Source organism: Shewanella sp. Arc9-LZ, assembly GCF_010092445.1.
Taxonomy (GTDB): domain Bacteria; phylum Pseudomonadota; class Gammaproteobacteria; order Enterobacterales; family Shewanellaceae; genus Shewanella.
In genome coordinates, this window is the sequence record NZ_CP048031.1 from 4734417 (window position 1) to 4752281 (window position 17865).

At 41.8% G+C, this 17865-nt stretch carries 16 protein-coding genes; 12 read left to right on the forward strand and 4 right to left on the reverse strand.

Going from position 1 to position 17865, the window contains the following annotated elements:
- Window positions 1-2: 2 nt before the first annotated feature.
- Window positions 3-1034, reverse strand: coding sequence for a glycosyltransferase family 9 protein (locus GUY17_RS20310; RefSeq protein WP_162024164.1), 1032 nt, complete (start codon window positions 1032-1034; stop codon window positions 3-5).
- A 110-nt stretch (window positions 1035-1144) separates the two neighbouring features.
- Between GUY17_RS20310 and GUY17_RS20315 the strand changes: the two genes are divergently transcribed.
- On the forward strand, window positions 1145-1873 hold the full coding sequence (locus GUY17_RS20315) for a 3-deoxy-D-manno-octulosonic acid kinase (RefSeq protein WP_162024165.1): 729 nt from the start codon (window positions 1145-1147) through the stop codon (window positions 1871-1873).
- Between the two features lie 90 nt (window positions 1874-1963).
- Here GUY17_RS20315 and waaA read toward each other — a convergent pair whose 3' ends face one another.
- Window positions 1964-3226 (reverse strand): lipid IV(A) 3-deoxy-D-manno-octulosonic acid transferase, encoded by a 1263-nt coding sequence (waaA, locus tag GUY17_RS20320; protein WP_162024166.1) that lies wholly within the window; start codon window positions 3224-3226, stop codon window positions 1964-1966.
- Between the two features lie 117 nt (window positions 3227-3343).
- Here waaA and GUY17_RS20325 point away from each other — a divergent pair, with 117 nt between their 5' ends.
- The 5 genes from GUY17_RS20325 to glpG all read left to right on the forward strand — a co-directional run bounded on the left by GUY17_RS20325 (window position 3344) and on the right by glpG (window position 7939).
- Window positions 3344-4006, forward strand: coding sequence for a TetR/AcrR family transcriptional regulator (locus GUY17_RS20325; RefSeq protein WP_059747035.1), 663 nt, complete (start codon window positions 3344-3346; stop codon window positions 4004-4006).
- 328 nt (window positions 4007-4334) lie between these two features.
- Window positions 4335-5528 (forward strand): glycine C-acetyltransferase, encoded by a 1194-nt coding sequence (locus GUY17_RS20330; RefSeq protein WP_162024167.1) that lies wholly within the window; start codon window positions 4335-4337, stop codon window positions 5526-5528.
- Window positions 5529-5631: 103 nt separating this feature from the next.
- Window positions 5632-6657, forward strand: coding sequence for an L-threonine 3-dehydrogenase (gene tdh / locus GUY17_RS20335; protein WP_101088609.1), 1026 nt, complete (start codon window positions 5632-5634; stop codon window positions 6655-6657).
- 125 nt (window positions 6658-6782) lie between these two features.
- Window positions 6783-7091 carry a thiosulfate sulfurtransferase GlpE gene (gene glpE / locus GUY17_RS20340; RefSeq protein ID WP_123778174.1) on the forward strand — a complete coding sequence of 103 codons (309 nt, stop codon included), beginning with the start codon at window positions 6783-6785 and terminating at the stop codon, window positions 7089-7091.
- The gene (gene glpG, locus GUY17_RS20345; RefSeq protein ID WP_162024168.1) at window positions 7088-7939 is read left to right on the forward strand and encodes a rhomboid family intramembrane serine protease GlpG; all 852 of its coding nucleotides are present in this window, start codon (window positions 7088-7090) and stop codon (window positions 7937-7939) included. The genes glpE and glpG overlap by 4 nt, the downstream gene beginning before the upstream one ends.
- A gap of 81 nt (window positions 7940-8020) precedes the next feature.
- Here glpG and elbB read toward each other — a convergent pair whose 3' ends face one another.
- The gene (gene elbB, locus GUY17_RS20350) at window positions 8021-8674 is read right to left on the reverse strand and encodes an isoprenoid biosynthesis glyoxalase ElbB (protein ID WP_101088612.1); all 654 of its coding nucleotides are present in this window, start codon (window positions 8672-8674) and stop codon (window positions 8021-8023) included.
- A 530-nt stretch (window positions 8675-9204) separates the two neighbouring features.
- Between elbB and polA the strand changes: the two genes are divergently transcribed.
- The gene (gene polA / locus GUY17_RS20355) at window positions 9205-11961 is read left to right on the forward strand and encodes a DNA polymerase I (protein WP_162024169.1); all 2757 of its coding nucleotides are present in this window, start codon (window positions 9205-9207) and stop codon (window positions 11959-11961) included.
- A gap of 721 nt (window positions 11962-12682) precedes the next feature.
- Here the strand turns inward: polA and yihA are convergent.
- Window positions 12683-13357 (reverse strand): ribosome biogenesis GTP-binding protein YihA/YsxC, encoded by a 675-nt coding sequence (gene yihA / locus GUY17_RS20360; RefSeq protein ID WP_162024170.1) that lies wholly within the window; start codon window positions 13355-13357, stop codon window positions 12683-12685.
- Between the two features lie 264 nt (window positions 13358-13621).
- On the opposite strand from yihA, the gene GUY17_RS20365 reads away from it, so the two are divergent.
- The 5 genes from GUY17_RS20365 to GUY17_RS20385 all read left to right on the forward strand — a co-directional run bounded on the left by GUY17_RS20365 (window position 13622) and on the right by GUY17_RS20385 (window position 17832).
- Window positions 13622-14245 (forward strand): cytochrome c, encoded by a 624-nt coding sequence (locus GUY17_RS20365; RefSeq protein WP_101088615.1) that lies wholly within the window; start codon window positions 13622-13624, stop codon window positions 14243-14245.
- Window positions 14246-15086: 841 nt separating this feature from the next.
- The gene (locus GUY17_RS20370) at window positions 15087-15749 is read left to right on the forward strand and encodes a methyltransferase domain-containing protein (protein ID WP_101088616.1); all 663 of its coding nucleotides are present in this window, start codon (window positions 15087-15089) and stop codon (window positions 15747-15749) included.
- Between the two features lie 55 nt (window positions 15750-15804).
- On the forward strand, window positions 15805-16353 hold the full coding sequence (gene yihI, locus GUY17_RS20375) for a Der GTPase-activating protein YihI (RefSeq protein WP_162024171.1): 549 nt from the start codon (window positions 15805-15807) through the stop codon (window positions 16351-16353).
- Between the two features lie 95 nt (window positions 16354-16448).
- The gene (locus GUY17_RS20380; protein WP_101088618.1) at window positions 16449-16916 is read left to right on the forward strand and encodes a DUF2489 domain-containing protein; all 468 of its coding nucleotides are present in this window, start codon (window positions 16449-16451) and stop codon (window positions 16914-16916) included.
- 361 nt (window positions 16917-17277) lie between these two features.
- The gene (locus GUY17_RS20385) at window positions 17278-17832 is read left to right on the forward strand and encodes a lysophospholipid acyltransferase family protein (RefSeq protein WP_101088619.1); all 555 of its coding nucleotides are present in this window, start codon (window positions 17278-17280) and stop codon (window positions 17830-17832) included.
- Window positions 17833-17865: the final 33 nt, after the last annotated feature.

Here is a 17865-nt window from a genome sequence, read left to right on the forward strand (position 1 = left end):
TTTTACTGGTTAATGAATTGATCAAACTGAGCCTTTACCTGATCAACTTCTATCATCACCATTAAATGCTCACCTTTAGCACGCGTGCCCCATTTAACAGGTGCATCAAATTGCTTGGCGATCACTTGTGGGTAAACACTGACAGTGTACTGGCGATAAAGGTAAGGTCCAGTTCGCCCTGGGTTTGAGTGAGCATATAGACCAATCACTGGCGTACCTTGAGTAACAGCCATATGCAAAGGTCCGGTGTCAGGTGCGAGCACTAGCTTGGCTTGTTTTAACACTGCAAGTAGCTGAGTCAAAGATGTCTTGCCTACTTGGTTGTCCAATGGCTGTTGGCTATGAGATTGAATCACATCCGCTAGATTTTTTTCTAACGCTGTTGGGCCACCGCACAACATTACTCTGAATCCCTGCGTAATAGCATAATCAGCAACGGCAGCGTAACGCTCTGGCAGCCAGTTACGTTCGGCCTTACTGGCTGCTGCGCAAATCACCATGACTTTATCATCGCCCACCAGTTGTTTGGCAAAGTCGGTGTCGGCTTGTGGTACAGGAATATTCCAGCGAGGAGTTAAGTCTTCTACACCAATGGCTTTAGCAAAGCCCATAAAACCGTCTAACACATGCGGTGTCGCCAATGGCTCAACGGCGTGATTGGTCACCAACCACTGACCTTCTTTGGCTCTAGCCTTATCAAACCCGACCCGAACCCGCGCCTTGATCACTAATGAGGCTATGGTCGCACGAAGTGCAACTTGCATATGCAGCAGCACATCAAAACGTTGACCTTGTAAATCACGACGTAACTGAACATAGCTATGCCAGCCCTTGGACTTATCGAAAATAACAAACTGGATCCCAGGCAAATGCTTAAGTAATTGATATTCAACCTTACCAATAATCCACGTAATACTCAGGTCTGGATACTGTTTTTGAATAGCCTGCACCATTGCTACTGCGTGGCAAACATCACCAATGGCAGACAAACGCAGTAAACATAATGAACGTATCGCACTAAAGTCAGCTTTCATTGATTATCCAATATGCTTGAGTGAAGAATTAAGGCGGTGAAGGCAAGTTAGTGATCTTAAGGTATAATGTTATTTCGATCCACAATCTAACCAATGCTATTGATAATTAGATGCAAATAAAAAACACCCAACTTGGCCATATTGCATGGTGTGAAACCACTGCCCAACACTTAGCACCGCAAGACTTCGCGGTTGATGGTTGGCGAGAAAAAAATGCAGTGGTGGGTCAGTCCAAAGGCCGTTACACCACATGGTTTGTCAAAACCGAAAACTCGGACAGCCCGCAAACATGGGTGTTACGCCATTATTGGCGCGGTGGAATGATGGAAAAATTCAGCCGTGATGCCTACTTCTATACCGGCCTACAACGAACCCGTGCTGTAGCAGAGTTAGCGATTCTTGAAGTTTTGTATCAAGAAGGATTTGCGGTACCACGCCCTATTGCGGCGAATGTTGAACGTTTTGGTTTATGGTATCGAGCCGATATAATTATTGAACATGTTGCTGGTGCAAATGATTTAGTGGCTTACTTAAGCCATAACCCAATGACAGAATCGCAATGGTATTTACTAGGCGAAACCATTGCCAAATTTCATCAACGTGGGGTATATCACGCCGATTTAAATGCCAAAAACATCTTACTTGCACACGGAAAATTCTATTTAATTGACTTTGATAGAGGTGAATTACGCACACCACAGCCTACATGGCAACAGGCCAATTTAGACCGCTTGCTACGTTCTTTTAACAAAGAGAACGCTAAACTGACTACGCTGCAATTTAGTCAACAGCATTGGCAGCAATTACTTGCCGGTTATCAAAGCATCAACCCAATCTAAAGCTAACTCTGGTATGGGGTGGTGATAAAAATAGACGCTAATGAGCGTCTATTTTTATACGTTTATGTTCAAATGACTGACAGAAAAATGTTACACGATGAGCTCGTTAATGAGGGTAAACTGCTTTAAAAGCGCGCCCCGATTTTGCTCAACGACTGCTAATCCAGCAAAGGACGCGGATTGATACATATGGCTATTGGTAAACTTATTTTGTAATTCTTGCGCCAATTCATCTGCAGAGCTAATACAGATTAATGCACCAGCATCGGCAAGTAACTGGGTGATTTCAGCAAAATCCCAATGGTTGGGGCCGACATATACAGGTAGCCCCATGGCAGCAGGTTCAAGCGGGTTATGACCACCATTATTAATCAGTGTCCCGCCAACAAATGCCTGATCCGCTGTACCGTATAGCATCACTAGCTCCCCCATAGTGTCACCAAGTAACACTTGAGTCTGGCTGTTAACTTCATCATTCATACTGCGTCTAGCTAACGTCAATCCAGATTGGGTAATGGTAATAGCCGCTAAATTAAATTGCTCAGGATGTCGGGGCGCCATAATCAATAATGCATTCGGGAAACAAGCTAGTAGCTGTTTATGGGCGCTCAAAATGGCCTCAAACTCGCCGGGGTGAACACTCCCTGCAACCCAAATAGGTGAATTAACCCGATCCCACTTGGCTCGAAGCGTGTTGGCTTGCTGTTTTTTGATGGGATCAATAGTGAGATCAAACTTTAAACTGCCACACACATGTATGCGCTGACGAGTCACTCCCAGGGTAATAAACCGTTCGGCTTCAGCTTTAGTTTGTACGGTAATCAAGTTGAGTTTGTTTAACATCGGCACAGCCAAACGACGCTTTTTAGCGTATTTATCAGCGGACTTTTGCGATAAGCGTGCATTGGCTAAAATCAGAGTCACTTGTTGCTGCTCTGCAAAGTGGACTAAGTTTGGCCACAACTCGGTCTCCATGATAATGCACACTTTGGGCTGTAATTGGCGTAAAAAATGTTTAATTGCATATGAAAAATCAAACGGTAAATAGCAATGCTGGACTGTATCGCCAAATGCTTTAGTCACTTCAGCAGACCCTGTTGGGCTGGTTGTAGTAACGGTAAAAGCATAATCTGGGTGCGCAGTCATCAGCTGCTTAATCAACGGAATCGCCGCTAACGTTTCTCCCATCGACACACTGTGGATCAACACATCCGTTTTGGTTAACTTAGCAAAACCGAAACGTTCAGACCAACGGCTACGATAGTCGACACTTTTTATGGCACGAAATGCTAAATAAAGAATCACCAGCGGAAACAACAAATATAGGAACAAAGAATAAACAATACGGTTCATGTAAGATGGGTCATCGATTTTTGCTTGTCAGATAAGCACAATGTTAACATACTCATATTAAGTCGGCTTAACGAATTATTTGAGCGACAATAAGTCAATAATGAATATGGAAATCACATGAAAACCCGCGATAAAATCATTTTTGCCAGCTTAGAACTATTCAATGAACACGGTGAGCGTAGTATTACCACCAACCATATTGCAGCGCATTTAGGCATTAGTCCGGGCAATTTGTACTACCACTTTCGCAATAAGGAAGACATTATTAATTCAATTTTTAGTCTATATGAAAGTCATTTAGAGTCAGGCTTTAAGCCTTATGATGATGTGCCTATTACGATTGAATTATTAATGGGTTATTTTGATGCCATGTTCTATACCTTATGGCAGTTTAGGTTTATGTATGCCAACTTAGCCGATATTTTAAGCCGTGATGATGCGCTAAAGAAACGCTACTTACATGCTCAACAACAAGTACTGACTCGCTCAAGTGATGTACTGCGCAAACTCAAAAAAGACGGTTTCCTAGACGTCGATGATAATAAAGTAACCGCGCTTGCCGACACCATTAAAATGATGGTCAGTTTCTGGATTAGCTACCAATTAACTCAATCGAGTACATCAACCATCACTAAAGCCACGCTATACGATGGACTATTAAGAGTCTTGATGATTTTTCAGGCTTACTCTACTCCCACTTCAAGCGCAACATTTTGTCGTTTAGAGCAACACTACTTAGACATAGCCAGCCAAGAACGCCATAGCGTCGCGCAAACATAAGCTAAGTATTTCGTTTACCTCGCATCGATTACAGAATTTCCAATCCGCCAATAACCAACTACAATTGAATCAGTTATTAGCGGATTAACTTAGGGTTATCACCCACCTTTTATATCCAGTCACCAACCATGTTAATGATTAGTTTTTTTAATGTGAATAAGTCGATACCCCTAATCTAACTCATGTTGGTCTGACGACTAAAAAAAACGCTGTAGAGCGGCAAAAATAAAGGTTAGAATGCCAATAACTCCAAAACACCCTGTCATTTATCGCGGTGTTTTACTGCGTGATTTGGATAAGCATAATAACCATATTTAGGAGAACACAGGTGGCATCTACCTCTTTTTACGACCGAATTAATCAGCAAATTGTCGATGTAAAAGCCGATGGTTTATACAAAAGTGAGCGCGTCATTGCTTCCGCTCAGCAAACAGCTATTCAAGTTAACAGTGAAGAAGTGATTAACTTCTGCGCCAATAACTATTTAGGTTTAGCCAATCATCCTGAACTTATCAAAGCCGCAAAAGCCGGTTTAGACAGTCACGGTTTTGGTATGGCATCGGTACGATTCATTTGTGGTACTCAAGACATTCATAAGCAATTAGAAGCTAGCCTAAGTGCTTTTTTAGGTATGGAAGACACCATTTTGTACTCGTCTTGCTTCGACGCTAATGCGGGTCTTTTTGAAACCTTATTAGATGCCGAGGACGCTATTGTGTCCGACGCGCTAAACCATGCTTCAATTATTGATGGTGTGCGTTTATGTAAAGCTAAGCGTTTCCGTTATGCCAACAATGACATGGCCGACTTAGAAACTCAGCTCATTGCAGCTCAAGCTGCTGGTGCACGCAACATTTTGATCGCCACTGACGGTGTGTTCTCAATGGACGGCGTAATCGCTAACCTTCAAGGTGTGTGTGATCTCGCAGATAAGTACGGCGCATTGGTGATGGTCGATGACTCTCATGCAGTAGGCTTTATCGGTCAAAATGGTCGTGGAACCCACGAATATTGTGACGTGATGGACAGAGTCGATATCATTACCGGTACCTTAGGTAAAGCATTAGGCGGCGCATCGGGTGGTTTTACTGCAGCGAAAAAAGAAGTCGTTGAGTGGTTACGTCAACGCTCTCGCCCTTACCTATTTTCAAACTCATTAGCGCCTTCTATTGTTAGTGCGTCTATCCGGGTGCTTGAAATGCTAAAAACAGGTCAAGACTTGCGTGAAGCAGTATCGGAAAACAGTCGTTATTTCCGTGAGCAAATGTCTGCGGTTGGGTTCACCTTAGGTGGTGCAGACCATGCCATTATTCCAGTCATGATTGGCGATGCTAAATTGGCCGGCGACTTTGCTAACCGTTTATTACAAGAGCATATTTACGTAGTTGGCTTTTCATTCCCAGTGGTACCAAAAGGCCAAGCACGTATTCGTACCCAAATGTCTGCTGCGCACACTCGCGAGCAACTTGATCATGCTATCGGTGCCTTTACCCGTATTGGTAAAGATATGGGCATTATCTAAGCTAACTTGACTAATAAAAGCATAGGTTAATAGAAGCATAGATTAATAACAGCATCGCGTAACAGTGGTTAACGATAGCTCAGACTAAAAATAGGTCATCAACATGAAAGCATTAAGTAAGTTAAAGCCTGAAGAAGGCATCTGGATGGTCGATGCACCAAAACCAGAAATGGGTCACAACGACCTGCTAATTAAAATTCGTAAAACAGCGATTTGTGGTACTGACGTACATATCTACAACTGGGATGAATGGTCACAAAAAACCATTCCAGTTCCGATGATTGCCGGCCATGAATATGTCGGCGAAGTGGTCGATGTTGGCCAGGAAGTACGTGGGTTTAGTATTGGCGATCGTGTATCTGGAGAAGGTCACATCACTTGTGGTTATTGTCGTAACTGTCGTGCTGGTCGTACCCACTTATGCCGTAACACTTCAGGCGTTGGTGTGAATCGCGACGGTGCGTTTGCCGAATATTTAGTGTTACCAGCGTTTAACGCATTCAAAATTCCTGCGGATATTCCAGATGATTTAGCGGCTATATTCGATCCATTTGGTAATGCTGTACATACTGCATTATCGTTTGATTTAGTCGGCGAAGATGTGTTGATTACCGGTGCGGGTCCTATTGGTATTATGGCTGCTGCGGTTTGTAAACACGTCGGCGCTCGTCATGTTGTGATTACTGATGTAAATGAATACCGACTTGATCTTGCCCGAAAAATGGGTGCGACTCGCGCGGTTAACGTCGCAACAGAAAACCTTAAAGATGTTATGAAAGAACTTGGCATGACAGAAGGCTTCGACGTCGGTTTAGAAATGTCAGGCGTACCATCGGCATTCCACGCGATGTTAGACACCATGAACCACGGCGGTAAAATTGCCATGCTAGGTATTCCTGGCGGCGAGATGGCCATCGACTGGAGCAAAATCATTTTTAAAGGTTTGATCATCAAAGGCATTTATGGCCGTGAAATGTTCGAAACTTGGTACAAAATGGCAAGCTTAATCCAATCAGGCTTAGATTTGTCACCCATCATTACTCATCACTTTAGTATTGATGATTTCCAGAAAGGCTTCGATGCAATGCGCTCAGGCCAGTCAGGTAAAGTTATATTGAACTGGGATTAAGCTTTACTGTCTCAGTATTGTGGCTTAATGAGTCAGTACACCAACAAGGGGTTGTATTAATATAACCCCTTGTTGCAAACTGGCGCTAAGCACATCGCTATTTGTATATTTTTATAGGTAATATCATGTCTGGTTTTAAACATTTGTCTATTAATGAGCTTATCCATATGTCGACTGAATCTAACGACATACAAGTTGTTGATATTCGCGACGCAGCGAGTTTTGCTGCTGGCCATATTGAAGGTGCGACCCATTTAACCAACGAAAATCTAGCTGACTTCATTGGCGGTGCTGATATGGACAAGCCGGTAGTCGTTGTCTGCTACCATGGAATGAGCAGCCAAAGCGCAGCCAGTTATTTAAACGAACAAGGTTTTGACGACATCTACAGTTTAGATGGTGGTTATAGTGCTTGGAGCTTGGCTCACGCATGATAGAAATCGGCCAACTACCTAATGCACGTGCAGCACAGGCATTTATTGACTACCTCAAAGGGTTAAATATTCAATGCCATGCAGTGACTCATTCTCAGGGTGTTGGCCTAATAATCACTAACCCCGCCGACGAAAACCAAGCTCGCGCCGAGTTAATTGAGTTTGCTAAAAACCCATACGATAGTAAATACTTGCAAGCCTCTTGGGACAACGGTGCAACGGATACCAAATTTGACTATGGCCCAGGAACTAAAGGCTTAATTCAACAGTTTATGACAGGTGCAGGCCCACTGACATTAGTGTGCTTTTTTGCTTGTGTTGCCGTTTTCGCGGGCATGAACCTTGGTTTTGCCGATGCCATCTCCACTAAGTTATCTTTTTTTAGTGCCGTTGCGGACAGTGATGTAAACCAAGTGTGGCGGGTATTCACCCCAAGCTTAATGCACTTTTCTGCTATGCATATTATCTTTAATTTGCTGTGGTGGTGGTACTTAGGCGGTAAAATTGAAACCAATTTGGGGACTAGACCGTTACTGTTTTTATTAGTTGTCGCGGGTACTTTGCCTAATATTGTGCAGTTTTACATGACAGGGCCTAATTTTGGTGGCTTGTCTGGCGTCGTGTACGCTGTGGTAGGTTACACTTGGCTAATGGGTATTCGTAAACCTAGCTGCGGTATTAGTTTGCCGCAATCTTATATGGGATTTATGCTCGTTTGGTTGGTTCTCGGCTTTACTGATGTGTTAGGCATGCCAATTGCGAATGGCGCCCACATTGCAGGGCTTTGTGTTGGGTTAGCTCAAGCATTATTTGATAGTAGAACCTCACCAACAACTAAAACCAGCTAACCATAAATAAAAATGCCACTTTAGGTGGCACTCTTTTATCATTAATCCGCTCATATTCACAATGCATCTCAGCCCAAATCACTAAGCCATTTCGAGTACTTTATTAACCAACTTCTCAATGCCAATATGTGCCTCTAAAATCGACGTTGCTAGCATATACGCAGGTGTACTGACGATTTTATTGACTTCATCAACGACAATATCTTCAACTTGCACATTTTTATGCTTACCGCCCATTTCAGTAAATGCATGAGCCGTCTCAGAATCAGTTCCAATTGTGCCTATAGCGCCTGCGCCGTAAATATGAGGGATCATCACCGGTGAAATACACACAAAACCAACAGGTTTATGCGCTAACGCAAACTCACGAATAAAGTTTTCTACAATTGGCTGAATATGGCAATTACTGCCTGTAGTTGCAAAATTAGATAAGTTTTTAGCCGCACCAAAACCGCCAGGGATCACCAAACCATCAAATTGACTTACCTCTAATGTACTGGCATTAAGTACTTCACCACGAGCGATCCGTGCAGACTCAACTAATACATTACGGGTTTCGTCGGTGTTGACCTCACCGGTTAAATGATTCACCACATGCATTTGGGTAATATCTGGAGCAAAGCATTGATATTGAGCACCCGCTCGCGTTATCGCCAGTAGGGTTAATACAGCCTCGTGAATTTCAGTTCCATCAAATACACCACAGCCACTCAGTAAAACAGCAATCTTTTTCATGACATCTTCCTTCAACTTTTAATTGATAATGTAAAATTTACAACAAAAAACCAACAAAACGATTGATCTGATTAAAAATCGTGCTAACTTAGAACGTCGAATTTGCTAGATGCCTTTTTTTTAGTCATAAAACATCACTGAATTCGATTGTGACTTAACTGACATCAATAAAAAAGTCCACAAATTAGTAATATTTATTAGAAATAATATTTAGCTCACAAAAAATAAAAAATAACATATAACTCAACTAGTTACTGATTTCATTTCAAGCCGTAAGAAAATCTATCCAGCAACGTTGATTAATTCACTCACAGACTTATCCACAGGCTGAGAGTCTTTTGGCGTGGCTGATTGTTGGCTTTTCTCTATAAAATTGCCCAAAAAACCTCACTGGATACACAACGAGTCAAACGTTACGATTATTGACACTATCTTGAGTAAATAACTGACAATCGCACAAGCATCTTGAGGTGCTATGGGTATAATGTCATCCTATTAGTCTCGCAAAATACTGAACACGAATATTAATTATGCCAACAATTCCCAATAACCCGCTCATCTTAGTTGATGGCTCATCTTATCTTTATCGCGCTTATTATGCGCCGCCTCATTTAACCAATTCAAAAGGTGAAGCAACAGGCGCGGTTTACGGTGTTGTTAACATGCTTCGTAGTTTATTAAGCCGTTACAGTCCTAGTCATATCGCTGTTGTTTTTGATGCTAAAGGCAAAACTTTCCGCAACGATATGTACAGTGAATACAAAGCCCAGCGCCCACCTATGCCCGATGATCTGCGTAATCAAATAGAACCATTACATAGAATCATTCACGCAATGGGTTTACCTTTGATCAGCATTTCTGGTGTGGAAGCCGACGATGTGATCGGTACCATCGCTCTTCAAGCGAGTAAAGAAGGCCGGGCAACATTAATCAGTACCGGCGATAAAGACATGGCACAGCTAGTGAATGAGCATGTCACGTTAATCAATACCATGACAGATACCATTATGGGCCCTGAAGAGGTCAAAACGAAATATGGTGTCAGTCCCGATAGAATAATCGACTTCTTAGCACTCATGGGCGACAAGTCCGATAACATTCCAGGTTTACCTGGCGTCGGTGAGAAAACCGCGCTGGCGATGCTGCTTGGTGTAGGAAGTGTAGAAAATATTTTAGCCGATCCACAAAGCGTCGTTGAAGTTGGCTTTAGAGGCTCGAAAACCATGCCGGCTAAAATCATCGAAAATGCCGACATGTTAAAGTTATCATATGAACTGGCGACCATTAAAACCGATGTCGAGTTAGCACAAGACTGGCATCAAATGACGGTTAAGCCTCAAGACCGTGATGAACTCATTAAATGCTTCGGTGAAATGGAATTCAAGCGTTGGTTAGCGGAAGTACTCGATAATAAGCAACCCCGCGGTACCATCAGCCAAGATAGCGAAGAAGAAATCACCGTATCGCCAACCATTGAAGCTGAGTATGAAACGATTCTGACCATAGAAGCGCTTGATAAATGGATTGAAAAACTTAATAGCGCCGAACTGATAGCGATTGATACCGAAACCACCAGTCTCAACTACATGGAAGCGGAACTTGTCGGTTTATCATTTGCTACCGAAGCAGGTAAAGCAGCCTATTTACCGTTAGCACATGATTACCTTGATGCGCCGCAGCAAATTGATAAAGCCAGCGCGCTTGAAAAGTTGCGTCCGATCCTTGAAGGCGATAAACCGCAAAAAGTAGGTCAAAATCTCAAGTATGATATGAGTATTTTAGCCAACGCAGGCATTACCCTCAAAGGTATACGCTTTGACACCATGCTCGAATCCTATGTGTTTAATTCAATCGCATCGCGTCACGACATGGACGGTTTAGCGTTAAAATACCTTGGCCATAAAAATATCAGTTTTGAAGAAGTCGCAGGCAAAGGCGCAAAGCAGCTGACGTTTAATCAAGTTCATTTGGATATTGCTGGGCCATACGCCGCTGAAGATGCCGATATCACTCTGCGTTTACATCAACATCTATGGCCAAGGCTTGAAAAAGAACCAGAACTGGCCAGTGTATTTAATGAGCTAGAATTACCATTAATACAAGTATTGTCTGATGTAGAGCGCCAAGGTGTATTGATTGATTCAATGCTACTTAGTCAACAAAGTGGTGAGTTAGCCAAAAAGCTTGATGATTTGGAAAATAAAGCCTACGAAATTGCCGAGGAAAAATTTAACCTCGCTTCACCAAAGCAACTACAAACGCTATTTTTTGAAAAACTAGGTTATCCAATAAAGAAGAAAACCCCTAAAGGTGCGCCATCAACAGCAGAAGATGTATTAGTGGAGCTGGCACTTGACTACCCTTTACCTAAAGTTATTCTTGAACATCGTAGCCTAGCCAAATTAAAGAGCACTTATACCGACAAACTGCCACTTATGGTTAATGCCGCTACTGGCAGAGTGCATACTAGTTACCACCAAGCTAATGCTGCAACCGGTCGTTTGTCATCAAGTGAGCCAAACTTACAGAATATTCCGATCCGTACTGAAGAAGGCCGTCGTATTCGCCAAGCCTTTATTGCCCCTGCCGGTCGTAAAATTTTAGCTGCCGATTATTCACAAATAGAACTGCGGATCATGGCTCATTTATCTCAAGATGCAGGCTTGCTAACCGCATTCGCAGAAGGCAAAGACATTCATAAAGCTACCGCAGCGGAAGTCTTTGGAGTGCACTTTGAAGAAGTCACCACCGAGCAACGTCGCCGCGCCAAAGCGGTTAACTTTGGCTTAATTTATGGAATGTCTGCGTTTGGTTTAGCCAAACAGCTAGATATTCCACGCAATGAAGCACAAAAGTATATCGACACGTATTTTGCTCGCTATCCAGGTGTACTCAAATACATGGAAGAAACCCGAGCCATCGCCGCTGAGCTAGGTTATGTATCTACATTATTCGGACGTCGTTTATACTTGCCTGAAATCAACGACCGCAATGCAATGCGTCGTCAGGCAGCTGAACGTGCAGCGATTAACGCTCCGATGCAAGGAACTGCAGCAGACATCATCAAAAAAGCCATGATAGCCATTCACCAGTGGATTAACCAAGACACTCAAGGTGAAATCACCCTGATAATGCAAGTACACGATGAATTAGTATTTGAAGTCGATGAGGCCCAGGCTGAAACCCTAAAAACCAAAGTGTGCGATTTAATGGCGCAAGCAGCGTCATTAGACGTGACATTATTAGCCGAGGCTGGCATTGGCGACAACTGGAATGAAGCCCACTAGTCATTGGATTAGGTTATGTTTGCAAAATAAACGTCTGTAGCTAAAACAAAAATACCGTATTCATTAAAATACGGTATTTTTATTTGGACATTGTAACTATGGCTAAACTGAACCGAAATGAACGCTTAGCGCAATAAATATCCTCACCACCTATGCATCCTCTATTACTCAACCTATGCCTCAATGACCAATTTAATGATATATAACCGACTAGTTCATCGTTCTAAGCGGCAAATAAAGACTATTTTGAGTTTGTAGTCACAGTTATTGTATCTTTTTATGAAAAACAGTTTTTCATTTTAAGGCGAATAAGCTATTATATTCGCTGTAGGGTACAGAGGTTAAGATGTTCAATCTTTCAAACCTTTATTTCACTAGCGATAGTGACTAGCCAAATTCGGCGCCCCAGCAACTTAGGTTGCTGGGGCTTTTTTTTGATTTTTTTTATCATTAAAAATATTTAGAGTAAATACTTTAATGTTGATTAAAAAACAGTTATTATAGGGTTATTGAGAGTCATCAAATTGAGTTGATGGCACTTGAGTCTTGTTGAATTTAGCTTCTCCCCAAAAGAGCTAATTTATTTGTACCGATGGCCGTTTGGTTATCGGTTTTTTTTTGCTTAAAAATCGCCATTGTTACAACGTAGAAAACTCAGACGAAAAAAAACCGACATATTTGCCGGTTCTTAATTTTGCTAATCTTTTATATCACTCGACCGCTACTCTGGTTCTAACTCCGACTCCGACGCTTGCTCTGCCTTCTGCTCAGCTAACCATTCTGGATGACACCAATCATTTAAGATGCTCAACACTTTGGGCTTACCGGTGCCTTTTAGCGACGATAGTGTCTCAACTTGCACTTTATCACCAAAATCTTTTAAGGCTGCACGCACATCATTAACGGTTTTCATTTTGACGCTTTGAGTCAATTTATCCGATTTTGTTAGCAATGCTAATACAGGAATGTTGCTTAATACTGCCCACTCAATCATTTGCATATCGAGATCTTTCAATGGATGACGGATATCCATCAATACCACCACACCACTTAAACAAGCACGCTTTTGTAGATATTCGCCAAGCGCTTCTTGCCATTTATGTTTTAATGCTAAAGGAACTTGCGCAAAACCATAGCCAGGTAAATCGACTAAACGACGATCATCATCTAGCTGAAACACGTTGATCAATTGGGTTCGACCTGGCGTTTTACTGGTTCGAGCTAAACTTTTTTGTTCAGTAAGCGCATTTAGCGCACTGGACTTACCGGCATTAGAGCGCCCAGCGAACGCAATCTCCACCCCGATATCCCCAGGAAGATACTGATCTAAATGCGCAATATCCGGCGCACTGATTAAAAACTTAGCCCTACGGAAATCGATACGAGATTCTGTCACTCTTAACTCCAATTAAATTACTTCTAGTAAACGCATTACCATAAATTTTTAACAATTGCTTACTTTTGCACATTTTCGTGTAAAATATTAGCCTGATCACATTATATACCCAAGCAACGCTGATATGTGTGATGTAGTCATAAATGATCTAGCTCTTCACGAGCATCGTAAACTACATCAGAGCGCTTGGAAAAAACATTTTACCACGCTTGCGGGTCTTCCTAGTAAGCTCAGGACAATAAATTAACTAGAAGTTGGAACGCCATGAAAAAGTTAGCTCTTGCGCTGTCTGTAGTCGCCGCTATGTCATCATCAGTTATGGCTGAAGGTAATGCTGAAGCAGGCAAAACTAAAGCAATCGTATGTTCTGCCTGTCACGGTGCTGACGGCAATAGCATGATTGATATGTATCCTAAATTAGCAGGACAACACCCTGCCTATCTTGAAAAACAATTAACAGAATTTCGTCTTGCTGCTAAAACCGGTGGTGCTGAAGGTCGCATGAACCCAATTATGATCGGTTTTGCAATGGGGCTCAGTGATGAAGACATCGCTGATGTTTCAGCATTCTTTGCAAGCCAAGTACAAGTTGTCGCCGATGTTGCCGACGTACCCACAGCAGGTGAAAAACTGTATAAAGGCGGTGACGCCGCTCGTGGTATTACAGCATGTGTTGCCTGTCATGGTCCTGAAGGCCAAGGCGCAGCTGCTGCAGGCTTCCCTGTCGTGGGTGGTCAGCATGCTAACTATATCAAAATTCAGCTAACACAATTTCGTGATGGAGTTCGTCACAACGATTTAAATGGCATGATGCAAGATGTAGCTAAAAAATTATCTGATGCTGATATCGAAGCATTATCTAAATATATTTCAAGTATTAAGCACTAATACCCTTGAATATTTACTAATAAAAAAATGGGCTTTCTAGCCCTTTTTTTATGCCACCAAGTTGACGTTGACGTAAGCTTCATCGATTATTGCTTGACAGTGTTCACACTTTTAGCGTTAAATACACCCCGTACCGAGGTAAACCCAACTGTTTGTAACATAAATCTAATAACATCAAGCAGGTTTCGGACTGATACATTTAAGATATAAGAATAAAGATAATTCATAATAATAATAATTTAAGACCACTCACTAATAATAATAATATGAGTCGAGATTTCATTTTGAAATACTGGTCGCAGAATTTGTAAGGAATAGACCGATTGGTCGACATGCTATTTAGCACTGCCTTACACAACAGAGTGACTGATAACCCAGAGTATTATTTGAAGGATTCAAATAATGGCAAACAAAGCTTATTGCTGAGGATGCACCCGCTGGAAGCTTTATCGCTCGAAGGTATAAAGTAACAAGGATGGTTAACTAATGTCATTGAAGACAATTAGGATAATGATGCGTCATTGAAGACCATCTACGGAAGCTGTAGTCAGGACGGCAACAGAATATAAAAAAGCGTCATTGATGACCAATAACAATTAAAAACGGCATGGAAAGCAGAAGAAATAAAGATCTGACCGGGATAGTCACATAGCAAGTACGGATACTTGGAATCAGAATAAAGTGCGTTAGGCACTATTTTACGAGGCGGCAGTTTATACTGCCGCTTTTTTTTATGCCCAAATAGCATCAATATCAACTTCATTTCAAATACTTACTTTAAATTAACCGCATTCGCTATATAATCGTTTATTAAGTCAATACTTAGGTAATGCTGTATTTGATGAACGTATGTCCGCTTTGTAATCATAGTGCTGATTTTTTTGTTCAAGACAAAAAAAGAGCTTTCTACATCTGCGAACGGTGTGGCTTAGTCTTTGCTAACCCAAAATCACATCTTATGCCAGATGTTGAGCGTCAGCGTTACGGTCGATCGCAAAAGTCATCGAGTCAGAAACCATTATCGCAATTTATTCTGCCACTATTAGCCCAAATATCTCAGCAACAGAGCGGTGCGTTAACTGGTCTTAATTTTGGCCGCTTACTTGACGAACAGAGCAGACAATCCATTGTTGATGCTGGTCATCTTGTTAATCAGTACGACCCATTCTTTGCTGCAGATCAGTCGGTACTGCAACATAGCTATGATTTTGTATGTTGTTACCGGGTATTCGAACACTTTCGTCATCCACACCGTGAATGGAAATTACTCAATCAACTGGTTAAACCCAATGGCTGGTTAGCAATAGGCACGCCTTTATTGACCGATCAAGACCATTTTGCCAAATGGCATTACAAAAACAATCCAACTCATGTAAGCTTTTACCAGCAGCAGACATTCGAATATTTAGCATTAAATAGTGATTTTGAGCTATTATTTGCATCGAAAGATCTGGTTTTGATGCAAAAATCATCAAAATCTGATATAAAGCGCATCCTTATTTAGTGCCTTGTAGAAATTGCTCTGCAAGGACGTGTTTAGAAAACCTAACGAGAACATCATGGCTCGCAGTAAAAAAACTCGCAAAGGCGGCGAAAACGGCGCTAAGTTTGCACCTAGAGTAAAAAAAGTTGATCGCAACGCGGTCGATGGTAAAAAATCTGAAACCGGCCGTAAATCAGGCAGCCGTCACAATGAAACGTTGCTTAAACAAGCATCAGGTAACACTTCGGTTAAGAGTAAAGATGTCCGTCATGGCAGCAAAAAGCCGGTAGCACTTACTTTACCTACGTCTGTTACCGCGCCATTAGTGGTTAAGCCTAAACAGCCTAAACTGACTGACGAACAGAAGTTACTGAAACTTGAAGATGATCCAAGACTAAATCAGTTACTTGACCAACTTGAAGAAGGTCGTGATTTATCTGACACTGATCAAACGTGGTTGAATATTCAATTAGACAAAATTGAGCAACTGATGTTGAGCTTAGGCCTAACTGAAGGCGATGATACGCCAACACAAAGTCCTAAAAAGCAACTGAGTGACGATGAACTATTAAATCGTTTTGAATCAGGTGCCGATATGCTTAAAGATTATCAGCAGAAAGATTAATCTGCTCGATGAAAGTAATACCAAGCTATTTCTTGGTTTGATATCAAAAAACTGGCGCAAATCGCGCCAGTTTTGTATTCAAAAAAGGATAAATTGTGTCTACAACCGCCATCGTAATTGCTCTACTCATCATTGTAGCCCTTGCTACCTACGCAACACACTTACTGTTAACGCTTAAACGTACAACACAAGCTAATCAACAAGCACTTTCTGAGCGTAAGGCTAAAGCTGAAGAACGTAGACAACAGATACTGACTGATATCCGTTACATTGCCGCAGCAATGCTAGAAGATCGTTGTGAACTGTCTGAAGGCGTTATGCGCATAGGTAAATTATTTGATGCATTATCCTTGTCAGAACAAGTTGTGGCAGACTTCCCTAACCTGTTTACCCATTATGAGCTGATTAGAAACCATCCCATCATGGAAGCGCGTAATGAGCTACCAAAACAACAACGGATGAAGTTTGATTTTGAGCGGATGAAATCAGAAGCAGAGTTAGAACAGGTTATTCTAGACGAAGCAAAACACATCGCTGAGTTTGATAAGCCAACCACTCATTAGCGCAGCATATTAGTTAACCTGAACTCGAGATAAGAGTTCAGGAGGTCATAATAAAAAACATAATCTTAGTCACTATCGCTATCAAACTTGTTATTTATTCTGCTAACAAGATGAAATAACGCGTCAATAGCTAGCCAATGGCAAGTTTGCAGCAACTTAACTAATCACATTTATCTCATGCCTTAGCACAATTGAGGTTAAGCATGAAATTAGTACGATTGCAGGCTATGCTGATAACACATCAGCTAAAGTACGCATCAGCAGATGCCAGCAACAAATTAACGTCAATTAACCACACCAGTTTGGCTGACAAATTGAAATAACAAGAAGCTTAATAAAGCTCAATGATTGGGGTCACACTATGTTCAGTTCACTTTGCTTAGGATTACTCAAAATACTGGGTTGGGAATTTGATGGCCAACTCGATAATACTAAGCCATGCGTCATTATTGTTGGCCCGCATACCAGTAATTGGGATTTCATCATTGGCATTATCGCCCGCAGCGCCTTAGGCACCAAAATTCATTTTTTAGGCAAGCATCAGCTGTTTATTCCGCCCTGGGGATGGCTATTTCGCGCCATGGGCGGTAGCCCTGTCGATAGACGTAAATACAATAATTTAGTTGATGGCGTGGTGCTGTTATTCCAACAAGATCCACTTTATAAACTGGCCTTAGCACCTGAAGGCACACGTAGCCCTGTAACTCGTTGGAAAAGTGGTTTTTACCATATTGCAGCCAAAGCGGATGTTGATATAGTGCCAATCGGATTAGATTTTGGCCGCAAAGCGGTTGTGATTGCCAAACCGTTAAGACCGACGGGAGATATTGAACGCGAAATAAATCAGTTAATGGATTTTTACCGTTCTATCAAAGGCTATCATCCAAAAATGGTTCCTGATTATCAGCAGAAATAGTACTGCAATAATTAACGTTCAATTAGCTTATAT